Genomic DNA, 12,612 nt, shown 5'->3' with positions numbered 1-12,612 from the left:
CATAAAGCAGGGGATAGAGGGGTTTCAATCGCAAGAACGGCTTTTTTGCAGCACGGCTGACAGTTCCTCTACCACACTCGGCGGCAGCTTGCGAATATCCCGTGCCAGCCGGTTGGCGAAAGCCGTATATTGCGGCGGCAGGCCGACTGTGTCGATCACCACCTTCGGGTCGGATGAGCCGGCAAGGAAGAACAGTTCCTCGGCCTCGTCCCAGATGATGTTGAAATATCCGGCAATGCGCTGGAGGAGATCGAAGCTCGGCTTGCCGCGCTTGCCATGCTCAAGCGCTGAAAGGTAGGCCGGAGAGACGCCAATGGCGGCGGCCATTTGCTTCTGCGTCACACCCTTGCGCTCACGAAGCTGCCGCACGGCCAGCGCAAAGGGCGTCATGACTTTTCACCTCGCCGACGCGAAAGCCGCACATAAAGCGCGCCATCGCCGCCGTGATTGGCCGACGCATCCTCATAGGAGGAAATCAGGTGGCGATATTCGGGTTTGGAAAACCACATGGGCACCGCCCTTTTCAAAGCCCCGTCACTGCCAATCGATCGACCTTTGCCGGTAATGACCAGCACATGTCTTAGACCCCGCTCATGCGCGCGCAACAGAAAATCGAGCAATACGGCGTGGGCCTCGCTCTGAAACATGCCATGCAGATCGATCCGTCCTTCCAATGGCAGGCGGCCGCGGGTCAGCTTACGCTTGACCGGTTTTTCCATCGGCTGGTGGATTTTCGGCTTTTTATCCGGAGCTGGAGGGGGCGGCTCAGCCGGCTCCGCAAGCATGCGCGGAAGGGTGCCTTTACCGGTCAGCGGAACATCTGGTTCCCCCGCAGGGTCCTCCACGTCATCGAAAGCCAGCAAGTCTTCGAGCCTGCCGGAGATCGGCCGTGTGGTTTTTGCGACCTTTCCCCACAGAACGCGTTCTTCCTTGCCGAGCTTGCGACTGTTCTTCATCGCCGATACCTCTGCGCAGCAACCCGCGGTATCAGTATATAAAAATCTGCCTCATTGCGCACCGTGCCGGCAAGTTCTCCGGCTTCGAAACCCGAACCGGTAAAGATATCGCCGCGGGCGGGGCCAATGATGGCCGACCCGGTATCGAGCGCCAGCATCAGTCGCGCAAAAGGCTTTCCATCATCGAGATGGGTAAGCGACGGCGAATGGATGAAGAAGGGAAGCCCGAACGTGTGGATGAGCCTGTCCACAGCAAGCGAGCGCCCAGCGACGAGCGGTACTTTTGCGGCGGCGACCGGTCCCATATCCTCGTCGGCAACATCCGCCTCCCGGAAAAAAATGTAGGAGCGGTTATGCCATAGTACTCCATCCACCTGATCGGGATGGTCAGCGAGCCACTTGCGGATCGTCTGCATCGACACGGTTTTCGGATCGAGTTCTCCGCGATCGAGAAGCAGACGTCCGATCGGTGAAAAAGCATGGCCTGCCTTGGCCGCATAGGTAATGCGCTTTATCGCACCATCGGGAAAAACCAGACGTGCCGCGCCCTGCACATGGGCAAAAAACAGATCGACCTTCGATTTCGCCCAGGCGATCTCAAGCCCCCTGCCCTCCAGATAGCCTTCATCGATCGCGCGGCGATCGGGGAAACAGGAAATCCCGTCTTCATCCTGCCTGCCGAAAGCATAGGATGTATCGAAGCCGACGGGCCGATTGGTATCGTCGATATCCACCAATTCGGGTGGTCGGCGGTAAATGGGATAACGCCAGATGTCGTCAGGTTCAGACGAGACTTCCAGTTCAGGCTCGTAGAAGGCGGTCACAAAACCGCTTTTTCCCTGCGACGGAAAAATCCTGAAAGGAACACAGTTGGTTTCAAAGAACCGGCGTGCCTGTTCGGGACTGTCTGTCTCGCATTTCTCAGCGACCTCCAGCAGCGAAACCAGTTCCGCCGCCGTGACGCCGAGTGCGCCGGTGCGATAGGGTTTTGCGCTCCGAAGATGCGACAGAATTGCGGTCATCGCCGGAAAAAGGCTAGCGGGATCGTCTTGCCGCCACCCGGGCAGGTCGCTGAAAGAAACTTCTTCGATCGAAAAGGGCGCGGTCATTGCTCGGATTCGGTGGCGATCAGCTTCCAGTTCGGATCGCGTGAGCGGATATCGCGCGAGAAGGTCCAGATGTCATCCACCTCCGCAACCGCATCCGGATCACCATCGACCAGCTTGCCATCCTTGTCATAGGTCGCCGAGATGAGCTGGCTGACGATCCGGAGCGTTATCTGCACCTCGGAATCGCGAATACCCGCCTGGGTGATATCGGCTTTCTCTATGCCAACAAAAGTCGATTTCACGACCTCGCCGCGGCCTTCCCTTTCGGAAATCGCTGCGTCGAAACCTTCAAACACCTCTTTGGATAGCAGGTTCTTGAGCGTCTTGCGGTCGCCATCGGCAAAACCCATCACGATCATCTCGTAGGCCATGCGGGCGCCGTTCAGGAATTCCTTCGGGCGGAAGGACGGATCCTTCGTCATCACCTCACGCAGGGAGGCATTGAGTGCGCTGTCTGCAGGCGCCAGTGCATCCACCTCGGCGAAGCGGTTTTCATCTTCCGCCTCGGCGCGCTTCGGCAGTGTCACGACCTTGTTATCATCCGTGACGGGACCCTTCGCGACATCGCGCGGGCTATAAGGATCAAAAGGCGGCTTTTCATTGCCCGTGCGACGACCAAGGACGCTGCGCAGCTGAAAGAAGATCAGCACCGCTGCAACGAGAAAAAACAATGTGATAAAGTCGCTGAAGCCCATCTTTTACCAAAACCGCCATTTAAATTCGAAAACCACACCATCATATAGTCTGCATCTTACCATCATTCAAATATGCAGATTCAATCATCGGTGTCCCGCGAACCGGCAATCTGCCAGAGATGCACACGCAAGGCTAGAAGATGCGTTTTTCCTTTCTCCCAATCATCGTCCTGATGATGCCCATCCTTGAAATTGCCGGTTTCATTATTGTCGGCAAGGCAATAGGCCTGTGGCTGACACTGGCTCTCGTCCTGTTCACGTCTTTCCTGGGATTGCTCATATTGCGCCTGGGCGGCCTTGGTATGGTGAGAAATCTTCAGGATGCGGGCCGCACGGGCGCACAGCCTGCGGACGAACTCGTCAATGGCGCGATGCGCGTCGTGGCGGGCATCCTGTTGTTCATTCCGGGTTTCATCACCGACATTCTCGGCCTCCTGCTTCTGTCGCCGGCCATTCGCCGGTTTTTCTGGAAAGCCTTCGGACCGCGCGTCGTCGTGGCTGGTTCATTCAGACAGCCCGGCGCCCGGCCGGGCGATTATTCCGGTTTCAGCAATGGCCCGGGATCTCATGGCAATTCGAAGGTGGTGGATCTGGACGAAGAGGATTTTCACCGCGACGGGCCGAAAGACTCTCCCTGGTCGAACAGGCCCGGTAATCGCGACCTGCCCAAGCCCTGACACCGCGTCGATCGCATGGCGACGACCCGATCACGAAGGGTTGTAAGCCCGGAGTCGAAATGATAGACCGCCTTCCACGAATTCACGCCGCGAGGAACCGTAATGACCGCTGAAAATGGCGCACAGGGCGCAGCTAGCCCTTCTCTCAACATTCTTGCCCAGTACATCAAGGACCTTTCCTTTGAAAATCCGGGTGCTCCTCGTTCGCTGCAGGCCCGTGAGAATGCGCCGTCGATCAACATCAATGTCAACGTCAATGCAAATCCGATTTCCGGTTCGGATTTTGATGTCGTGCTGACACTGAATGCCGAAGCCAAGGATGGCGATAAGGTTTTGTTTGCGGCCGAGCTGGTCTATGGCGGTGTCTTCCGCATTGCCGGCTTCCCGCAGGAACACATGCTGCCGGTGCTGTTCATCGAGTGCCCGCGCCTGCTCTTCCCCTTCGCCCGCCAGATCATTGCCGACGTTACCCGCAACGGCGGTTTCCCGCCGCTCATGATCGATCCGATCGATTTTGCGCAGATGTTTGCGCAGCGCGTTGCCGAGGAACAGGCAAAGGCTCAGGTTCAGGCTGTCCCGAACTAAGCAGCGGCCATCTTCCATTACAGACAAACAAAACCCGGGTTCTTGGCCCGGGTTTTTCTTTACGCAGATTTGCGATTTAAGTATCTGAGCAGGCTTCAGTTCTGGTACCGGTTCCAGATCGCCTTGTCCCCCATGCCGAGAACGAGTTTGCCGTGGGCGGCAACCGTCTCTGCATCCAGCCGCGATGGCAGGGGGCGGGGCCGTCGCAGGGGCTCCAGCGGAATGTCTTCCTCAATGACAATGGTCTCCTGCCTGGCGGCAGAGCCGAAGCCGAGCGCGGTCTGGCGGCCGCCGATCATTTCGATATAGACTTCGGCCAGAAGCTCGGAGTCAAGAAGCGCGCCATGCTTGGTGCGATGGGAATTGTCTATTCCATAACGGCGGCAAAGCGCGTCCAGCGAATTCGGTCCCATGGGGTGCTTGCGGCGGGCAAGCGACAGCGTATCCGTCACCAGATCAGCGGCGACCGGTTCGATCCCGAGACGGGCGAATTCCGCGTTGATGAACCCCATATCGAATGTCGCATTGTGCGCCACCCAGCGCGCACCTTCGAAGAAATCCCGAATCTTGTCGACAACTTCAGCGAATTTGGGCTTATCCTGCAGGAACTCGTCGGTAATGCCGTGAACGGCAAGCGCATCGGGATGAACCTTGCGATCTTCGGGATTGATATAAAGATGCAGGGTGCGGCCAGTCGGGAAGTGGTTGATCAGTTCCACGCCGCCGATTTCGATGATCCGGTCCAGCTTCGACTCCAGACCTGTGGTTTCCGTATCGAAAATGATCTCACGCATGCATCTCTCCACGGCGCGACTCAGCGGTCAGCTTCTGCAAAATGTCTCTTACCTGATCCCGGGCCGCTTCGACACCATTTCCGGAATCGATGATAAAATCGGCACGTCTACGCTTCTCCGCATCGGGCATCTGCCGGGCAAGGATCATTTCGAATTTTTCTTCGGTCATTCCTGGTCGTGACAGGACTCTTTCGCGCTGGATCTCTGGTGCACAACTCACCACAACGACTTTATCGACACGTTTTTCCGCACCCGTTTCGAACAGCAGCGGAATATCCAGAAGCGCAAATTTCCGGCTGTTTTTCCTTGCTTTCGACAGAAAGGTTTCCTGTTTTTTCCGAACCAGTGGATGGACGATTTCTTCAAGCCTTCTGAAATTAGCCGGATTCTTTCTCAAGATGTCACCGAGTTTTTCCCGGTCTACGACACCGGAAACGGTGGTGCCCGGAAAAGCTGCCTCGATCTGAGCTACGGCCTCCGCCCGATAAAGACCATGAACGACCTCGTCCGAGTCCAGAACCGGAACGCCTTCTTCGGCAAACAATTTCGCGGTTGTCGTTTTTCCCATTCCAATCGAGCCGGTGAGACCGATCACAATCATCAATGTTTCTCCATGTCCGCGATGATCAGAGAACGCAGGGTCTCATCCACCTCCGGCATTTTGCCGAACCATCGCCTGAACCCTGGTTTTGCCTGATGAAGCAACATGCCGAGACCATCGACGGTCGTGATACCCTGCTCTTCCGCCATCTGAAGGATCGGTGTTCGTAATGGCACGTAGACGATATCGGTCACCACCGCCTTGGCAGCGAGCTGCGAAAAATCGAGATGCGGCGCCTCAGCGCCATCCATACCGAGCGATGTCGTATTCACGAACAGCCCGGCGCCCTGCATGACCTCCTGCAGCGCTGCCTGGGGATGGGAAAAGACGCGTGGGCCAAAACGATCAGCCAGTTCGCGAGCACGTTCGAGGGTCCTGTTCAGGACGTGGATTTCCGCGATGCCCCGGTCGCGCAGCGACTGAATGACGGCACGGCTTGCGCCGCCGGCACCAAAAACGACCGCCCGGTCCGTTTTGTCCCAACCGGGATGCCGCTCATCCAGATTAGACACGAACCCGTAACCATCGGTATTGGTGGCATGGAGTTTACCCTCCTCCATCCAGATGGTGTTGGCGGCACCCAGTTCTTCCGCCAGAGCATCAGGACGATCCGCCAACCGGTAAGCGGCTTCCTTGTGAGGGATGGTGACGTTGCCGCCCACGGCCGTACCGGGCTTACCTTCCTTCACGGTTGCAATGAAATTCGCAAAATCGTCCGATGCGACCTCGACTGCCTCATAGTTACCGGTGATACCGAATTTCTTGAGCCAGTATGAATGAATGATCGGCGACCGGGAATGCTTGATCGGGTAACCAACAACGAAAGCGTTTATGGTTAATGTTTCACGTGAATCAGCCATCGATGACACCCAGGTCGCGCAGTTTCGATAAAAGCGGCAGAAGCGGCAGGCCGAGGATCGTGAAATAATCGCCTTCAATCGAAGTGAATAGCTGGATTCCCTCTCCCTCGAGCTGATAGGCGCCCACGCTGCTTAGAGCTTTTTCACCCACTCTCTGGAGGTGACGGGAGACAAATTCGGGGCTCAATGTTCGCACGGCAAGTTCAGCACTGGAAACCACCTTCCATATCACCTCCCCGCCGCGAACGAGGACAGCCGCGCTGTTCAAGCGGTGAACCTTACCGGACAATGACAGCAGATGTGCTTCGGCCTCGGCCATGGTCTTCGGCTTGTGATAGACCCGCGCACCGAGTGCCATGGTCTGATCGCAGCCCAGAACCAGTGCGTCCGGATGAAGCGAACCGACGGCAAGAGCCTTGGCAGTCGCGAGTTGTTGTGCAACTTCCTCCGGGCTGGCGCCCGTACGTTCCAGCCGCTCATCGAGCGCGCGCTCATCAATATCCGCTGGTATCGCCGAAAATGTCAGCCCCGCATTGCGCATCAGCATCTGGCGGGATGCGCTGGACGAGGCGAGGATCAACTCTTGTTTCATCGACTGTCTGCTCCTGATGGTGCGATCCGGATTATCGCGTCCTCGGGCGAAGGGCAAGGATGGCAGCAGCCGTTTCCTCAATGGAACGGCGTGTGACGTCAATCAGAGGCCAATTGTTGCGGGCGCAGAGCGCACGCGCATATTTCAGCTCTTCCATGATCGTGGCGCGATCCGTGTAACGGCGGCTGTCAAATCCGCCGGTTGCGCCCAGTTCGCGGTTCTCGCGAACCTGCGATATTCGATCCGACGTCGCCACGAGGCCGACGATCAGAGGCCGGGTGGCGGCATAGAGGCTTTCGGGCAAAGGCACGTTGGGTACAACCGGAATGTTTGCGGTCTTTATACCCCTGTTGGCGAGATAGATGCTGGTCGGAGTTTTCGACGTGCGGCTGATGCCGATGATAACGACATCCGCCTCGTCATAGGTCTCCGGCATCTGTCCGTCATCGTGATCCATTGCAAAATTGAGCGCTTCGATCCGCGCGAAATAATCCGCATTGAGGGCGTGTTGCGCACCGACCCGCCGTCTTGATGGCGCGCCCAGATAAGTCTGAAAGATGCCGATAATGGGTTCAAGCACGTTGACACAGGGCACGCCGATCGCGTGACAGCGCAAATCCAGGAATTCTGCCAGTTGCTGATCGACGATGGTGTAGAGGACAATGCCCGGTTCCTTGTCGATGAGGTCAATGACCTGCGCAAGCTGCTTCTGGTTGCGGATCATCGGATAGACGTGTTCCACCGGCATGGATGCGTGAAACTGTGCCGAGACCGCGCGGCCGGCAGACATGAGAGTCTCGCCTGTTGAGTCCGAAATCAGGTGCAGATGGAAGAAGCTTTTTTTGTTCTCCACGCTGTTTTTCTCCCGCTGTTGATAACCCGGGACAAATGTCCGAACGAGCCTGCGGGTCGAACCGCGCCGTGAATAAAGTGGTGTTTTTCCACAATCCGCAAGTGGCTTTCAACATGCTCCGGGCAGCCTGTGAATTGCTGGAAGAGTTGACACTTGTCCAACCCGATTCACAGCCTGTCCACAGGTCGAGAACTTTCCAATAAGAATATAATCCATTGAAAATTCGAGATAAATTACGATTTTTCCAGGTTTTTCAAGATCGCTGCCGAAATTTGTCCTACCACCGTGCTGAAAAGATGCGGCTGCGGCATTTCGACTGGAATGATTTTAATCCTTGCTACCCACAGACTCTAAGAAATAGAAAATCTTTTAAATCTCTTTGATTTTATTTTTTTAGAAGTTGGGTGTGATGAGCGAACGCAAGGTTATGACTGTTTTGAACGGGAAGACGGTCACGCCGCCGCCCATATGGCTGATGCGTCAGGCTGGACGCTATCTTCCGGAGTACCGGGAAACGCGGAAGAGCGCCGGAAGTTTCCTGGATCTCTGTTATAATCCCGAGTTGGCAACCGAGGTGACGCTTCAGCCCATTCGCAGGTTCGGGCTGGATGCAGCGATTCTTTTTTCCGACATTCTGGTGATACCCGACGCGCTTCACCGCAATGTGTCCTTCACCGAAGGCAGGGGCCCCGCCATGGACCCGATCGATGTCAGCGGTATTGAAGAACTCGATGCGTCTGATGTCATGGCGCATCTTTCGCCTGTCTTCGAAACGGTGTCGCGCCTACGCAGTTCATTGCCGGATGAAACGACGCTTCTTGGCTTTTGTGGCGCACCGTGGACGGTCGCGACCTATATGATTGCCGGTCACGGAACGCCCGACCAGGCGCCGGCGCGGCTATTCGGTTATCGGGAGCCCGCCGCGATGGAAAAGCTTTTGGCTTTTCTCGCTGAGGTTTCCGCGGATTATCTCGTGGCGCAGATCGATGCGGGGGCCGATGCCGTGCAGATCTTCGATTCCTGGGCGGGCGTGCTCGGCGAAAAGGAGTTCGAGAATTACGCAGTAAAACCGGTTGCCCGTATTATTGCTTCGGTGCGCGCGCGGCGTCCCTCCGCCAAAATAATCGCTTTCGCGAAGGGGGCGGGTTATCTTCTCAAGGACTATCGTCGTAAGACCGGTGCCGACGCGATCGGGCTGGATTGGTCCGTGCCGCTCAGCTTCGCCACGGATTTGCAGAAGGAAGGGCCCGTGCAGGGCAATCTCGACCCAATGCTGATGGTGGCGGGCGGGAGGGCTCTGCAGGATGGTATCGACGCCGTGCTGCAGGCCCTTGGGCAGGGTCCGTTGATCTTCAATCTCGGTCACGGCATCACGCCGCAGGCTGATCCGGACAATGTCACCCGGCTGGTCGAGCGGGTGCGTGCGGGTGGGACCGTGCCATGAATGACGAAAAACAGACTTCTGCGCGATCAGGAAACAGGGCCGCCCTGCGGGCTGGCGTCGGGCTGGGCGTGTTCCTCGCAGTCGTCGCCCTGTTCTTTTACGTGGATCCTGCCGATCTCTATCTCTGGATCAAGGCGTTTCACATTATTGCTGTGATCTCATGGATGGCGGCGATCTTTTATCTGCCAAGGCTCTTCATCTATCATACCGATGCGCCGGCAGGTTCGCAGCAATCCGAAACTTTCAAGGTAATGGAGCAGCGGCTGATCAAGGTCATCATGAACCCGGCGATGATGATAAGCTGGGTGCTCGGACTTTATCTCGCCTGGTCGGCCTACGGTTTTTCTGGTGGCTGGCTGCACGCAAAAATCGCTATGGTCGTGCTTCTGACTGCGACCCATGTTTATTTCACGCGTAGTGCGAAACGTTTCGCCCGAGATGAAAATACCAGGCCTGCCCGTCACTGGCGGTTGATGAATGAGGTTCCAACGTTGCTGATGATCCTCATCGTCATACTTGTGGTTGTGAAACCCTTCGGTTAGAGCGGTGTAACGATAAATTTCGCGGAATTCGTGCTTTCCTCTTGCAGCAGCGATGTTCAATCGCTATTTTCGTGCCACTCATCTTCGTGGCATGTGAATTATTCAGTCATCTGCGGTCTTTCCCACAGCATCTGATTCGCGAACACGCCCTCCCCCGACATTACATTATTAAACGGTCTTCTCTTCATGGCTGAAATGAAGCTTCAGGAACTTAAGAGCAAATCGCCTACCGACTTGCTGACTTTTGCCGAATCCCTGGAAGTTGAAAATGCGAGCACCATGCGCAAGCAGGAGCTCATGTTCGCAATCCTCAAGGTTCTCGCGAGCCAGGACATCGAAATCATCGGCGAAGGCGTCGTTGAAGTCCTGCAGGACGGTTTCGGGTTCCTGCGATCCGCAAACGCAAACTATCTGCCGGGTCCGGACGATATTTACATCTCTCCCTCGCAGATCCGTCGGTTTTCGCTGAAGACCGGCGATACGGTTGAAGGACCGATCCGCGGTCCCAAGGAAGGTGAGCGCTACTTCGCCCTTCTGAAGGTCAACACGATCAATTTCGACGATCCCGAAAAGATCCGCCACAAGGTCCATTTCGATAATCTGACGCCGCTCTATCCGAACGAGCGGTTCAAGATGGAGCTTGATGTTCCGACATCCAAGGATCTGTCGTCGCGGGTTATCGATCTCGTCGCACCGCTCGGCAAGGGCCAGCGTGGCTTGATCGTTGCACCGCCACGTACCGGTAAAACGGTTCTGCTGCAGAACATTGCCCATTCGATCACGGCAAATCACCCGGAATGTTACCTCATCGTTCTTTTGATCGACGAGCGTCCGGAAGAAGTCACCGACATGCAGCGTTCGGTCAAGGGAGAGGTTGTATCCTCCACCTTCGATGAACCAGCGGTACGCCACGTACAGGTCGCTGAAATGGTCATCGAAAAGGCGAAGCGCCTCGTTGAACATGGCCGCGACGTCGTCATTCTGCTCGATTCCATAACCCGTCTTGGTCGCGCTTATAACACCGTCGTTCCCTCTTCCGGCAAGGTTCTGACCGGTGGTGTGGACGCCAACGCGCTGCAGCGGCCGAAGCGCTTCTTTGGCGCCGCCCGTAATATCGAAGAAGGCGGCTCGCTGACGATCATTGCGACCGCGCTGATCGACACTGGCAGCCGTATGGATGAAGTCATCTTCGAAGAGTTCAAGGGTACGGGTAACTCGGAAATCGTGCTTGACCGGAAGGTAGCAGACAAGCGTATCTTCCCGGCGCTGGATATTCTGAAATCTGGTACCCGTAAGGAAGACCTTCTGGTGCCGCGCCAGGATTTGCAGAAGATTTTTGTTCTTCGCCGTATTCTCGCGCCGATGGGAACGATGGACGCTATCGAGTTCCTCATCGATAAGCTGAAGCAGACTAAAAACAATTCGGATTTCTTCGAATCGATGAACACCTGAACCGGAAATTAGCCGGATTCATCTGAGGTCGTTAAAGCCGCATTCGTTTATTCGAATGCGGCTTGACTGTTTTGATCGAGGTGCGCCATGCCTTCCCCTGATACGATATATGCACTTTCGAGCGGCGCCCTCCCGGCGGGGGTGGCCGTCGTGAGGATCAGCGGACCCATGTCTTTCGCCATGCTGACAGAATTGACCGGACGAGAGCTTCCGGCACCACGAAAAGCCAGGCTGAGTTTGATTCGGAATCGAAACAATGAGACCATCGACCAGGCGCTCGTAATGTCTTTCCCTGCACCACATTCCTTCACAGGTGAGGACTGCGTTGAAATCCAATGCCATGGAAGCCGCGCAGTCATTGCCTCGATTTTTGCTGAGTTCGAGCGGTTCCCGGATGTGCGTCCTGCGGAGGCCGGGGAGTTTTCGCGCAGGGCCTTCGAGAATGGCAAGATGGACCTGCTTGAAATCGAAGGTTTGGCTGACCTGCTCCAGGCTGAAACGGAGATGCAGCGTCGCTTGGCTGTCGAACAGAGTACAGGCAATCTCTCGGCTCTTTATGATGGCTGGGCTCAGCGCCTGACGCGTGCGCGTGCGCTGATCGAGGCGGAGCTCGACTTCGCCGACGAGGAGGATGTCCCGGATTCCGTATCTGGACAGGTATGGGAGGCGATGAGACAGCTGAAAGCGGAAATTGCCTCCCATCTGGAGGCCGGCGGAAACGGCGAGATTATCCGGGATGGTTTCAAGGTGGCGCTCATCGGAGAACCCAATGCGGGGAAATCCACCCTGCTGAATTCGTTAGCTGGCCGGGATATCGCCATCGTCACCGACATTGCCGGTACGACTAGGGACGTATTGAGCGTGGACATTAACCTTGAGGGCTATCTGGTACGAATATTCGACACGGCAGGCCTGAGGGAAACGTATGATGTGGTGGAACAGGAGGGTGTGCGGCGCGCTGTTTTGACAGCGGAGACTGCGGATCTCATTCTGGTGCTCCAGGATAACGATTCGTTTCCGAAACAGACCATCGCGTCACTGTCTGCAAAGCCGCATCTGCGTGTCAGGACCAAGGCGGCGTTGTCGTCTTCGACGCCTGGAGCTGAGTTCGATCTGGCGATCTCGGCGAAAGAAGGGATTGGTCTCGATGAATTGCGGTTCTTGATAAAGCGGGAGATTGAATCGCGATTGCAAGGGGTCCATACTTTGATGCCCGCCCGGGCGCGCCATAAAAAACGACTTGAAGAGACGCTTAACTATGTTAGTTGTGCGCTCGATTCTGAAGCCATGGACCTTGCTATAAGGTCGGAATATTTGCGGCTCGCAGCGACATCGCTTGGTCGTATTACAGGACGCGTCGATGTTGAAGATTTGCTGGGCGTCATCTTTTCAGAATTCTGCATAGGAAAATGATTCACGTGAAACATGGGCCGCGGACGCGCGGCTAGATCA

The 12,612-nt window shown here is 56.2% G+C and carries 15 protein-coding genes; 6 read left to right on the top strand and 9 right to left on the bottom strand.

The window, feature by feature from the left end; translation table 11 throughout:
* Positions 1–24: 24 nt before the first annotated feature.
* Genes HQN82_RS12140 through HQN82_RS12125 form a run of 4 tightly spaced genes read right to left on the bottom strand, consistent with a single transcriptional unit; the run spans position 25 to position 2,760 of the window.
* Entirely contained in the window at positions 25–390 is a 366-nt protein-coding gene (locus tag HQN82_RS12140) for a helix-turn-helix domain-containing protein (protein WP_004444265.1), read from the bottom strand.
* Positions 387–956: a Smr/MutS family protein gene (locus HQN82_RS12135; RefSeq protein ID WP_006700249.1), complete on the bottom strand. Its 570-nt coding sequence runs from the start codon at positions 954–956 to the stop codon at positions 387–389. Before HQN82_RS12135 ends, HQN82_RS12140 begins: the two co-directional genes overlap by 4 nt.
* Positions 953–2,065: a murein transglycosylase A gene (gene mltA / locus HQN82_RS12130; protein WP_173614917.1), complete on the bottom strand. Its 1,113-nt coding sequence runs from the start codon at positions 2,063–2,065 to the stop codon at positions 953–955. Before mltA ends, HQN82_RS12135 begins: the two co-directional genes overlap by 4 nt.
* On the bottom strand, positions 2,062–2,760 hold the full coding sequence (locus tag HQN82_RS12125) for a Tim44/TimA family putative adaptor protein (protein WP_004444258.1): 699 nt from the start codon (positions 2,758–2,760) through the stop codon (positions 2,062–2,064). The genes mltA and HQN82_RS12125 overlap by 4 nt, the downstream gene beginning before the upstream one ends.
* A gap of 140 nt (positions 2,761–2,900) precedes the next feature.
* Here HQN82_RS12125 and HQN82_RS12120 point away from each other — a divergent pair, with 140 nt between their 5' ends.
* Both HQN82_RS12120 and secB read left to right on the top strand, forming a co-directional pair.
* Complete coding sequence (locus tag HQN82_RS12120) at positions 2,901–3,437, top strand: FxsA family protein (protein WP_142186910.1); 537 nt, start codon at positions 2,901–2,903, stop codon at positions 3,435–3,437.
* Between the two features lie 102 nt (positions 3,438–3,539).
* On the top strand, positions 3,540–4,022 hold the full coding sequence (secB, locus tag HQN82_RS12115; protein WP_022555303.1) for a protein-export chaperone SecB: 483 nt from the start codon (positions 3,540–3,542) through the stop codon (positions 4,020–4,022).
* 95 nt (positions 4,023–4,117) lie between these two features.
* On the opposite strand, the gene dnaQ is transcribed toward secB, so the two are convergent.
* The 5 genes from dnaQ to HQN82_RS12090 are packed head-to-tail and all read right to left on the bottom strand — an operon-like array spanning position 4,118 to position 7,722.
* Complete coding sequence (gene dnaQ / locus HQN82_RS12110) at positions 4,118–4,816, bottom strand: DNA polymerase III subunit epsilon (RefSeq protein ID WP_142186908.1); 699 nt, start codon at positions 4,814–4,816, stop codon at positions 4,118–4,120.
* Positions 4,809–5,417 (bottom strand): dephospho-CoA kinase, encoded by a 609-nt coding sequence (gene coaE / locus HQN82_RS12105; RefSeq protein ID WP_037090046.1) that lies wholly within the window; start codon positions 5,415–5,417, stop codon positions 4,809–4,811. Before coaE ends, dnaQ begins: the two co-directional genes overlap by 8 nt.
* Positions 5,417–6,277, bottom strand: a complete 861-nt coding sequence (locus HQN82_RS12100; protein ID WP_037090048.1) for a shikimate dehydrogenase — start codon at positions 6,275–6,277, stop codon at positions 5,417–5,419. Before HQN82_RS12100 ends, coaE begins: the two co-directional genes overlap by 1 nt.
* A complete protein-coding gene (locus HQN82_RS12095; RefSeq protein WP_044459681.1) occupies positions 6,270–6,869 on the bottom strand; it encodes a Maf-like protein in 600 nt (199 codons plus the stop codon). The genes HQN82_RS12100 and HQN82_RS12095 overlap by 8 nt, the downstream gene beginning before the upstream one ends.
* A 31-nt stretch (positions 6,870–6,900) precedes the next feature.
* Complete coding sequence (locus HQN82_RS12090) at positions 6,901–7,722, bottom strand: pyruvate, water dikinase regulatory protein (RefSeq protein WP_006700254.1); 822 nt, start codon at positions 7,720–7,722, stop codon at positions 6,901–6,903.
* A gap of 409 nt (positions 7,723–8,131) precedes the next feature.
* On the opposite strand from HQN82_RS12090, the gene hemE reads away from it, so the two are divergent.
* The 4 genes from hemE (at position 8,132) to mnmE (ending at position 12,573) form a co-directional block, all read left to right on the top strand.
* A complete protein-coding gene (gene hemE, locus HQN82_RS12085; protein ID WP_044459682.1) occupies positions 8,132–9,166 on the top strand; it encodes a uroporphyrinogen decarboxylase in 1,035 nt (344 codons plus the stop codon).
* On the top strand, positions 9,163–9,708 hold the full coding sequence (gene hemJ, locus HQN82_RS12080; protein ID WP_168247146.1) for a protoporphyrinogen oxidase HemJ: 546 nt from the start codon (positions 9,163–9,165) through the stop codon (positions 9,706–9,708). The genes hemE and hemJ overlap by 4 nt, the downstream gene beginning before the upstream one ends.
* Before the next feature lie 186 nt (positions 9,709–9,894).
* Positions 9,895–11,160, top strand: coding sequence for a transcription termination factor Rho (gene rho / locus HQN82_RS12075; protein WP_004444236.1), 1,266 nt, complete (start codon positions 9,895–9,897; stop codon positions 11,158–11,160).
* Between the two features lie 87 nt (positions 11,161–11,247).
* Positions 11,248–12,573: a tRNA uridine-5-carboxymethylaminomethyl(34) synthesis GTPase MnmE gene (mnmE, locus tag HQN82_RS12070; RefSeq protein ID WP_112765685.1), complete on the top strand. Its 1,326-nt coding sequence runs from the start codon at positions 11,248–11,250 to the stop codon at positions 12,571–12,573.
* Positions 12,574–12,612: the final 39 nt, after the last annotated feature.

It is taken from the genome of Agrobacterium pusense (assembly GCF_013285525.1).
Lineage (GTDB): Bacteria > Pseudomonadota > Alphaproteobacteria > Rhizobiales > Rhizobiaceae > Agrobacterium > Agrobacterium pusense.
This window is presented reverse-complemented; position numbering and strand designations above follow the sequence as displayed.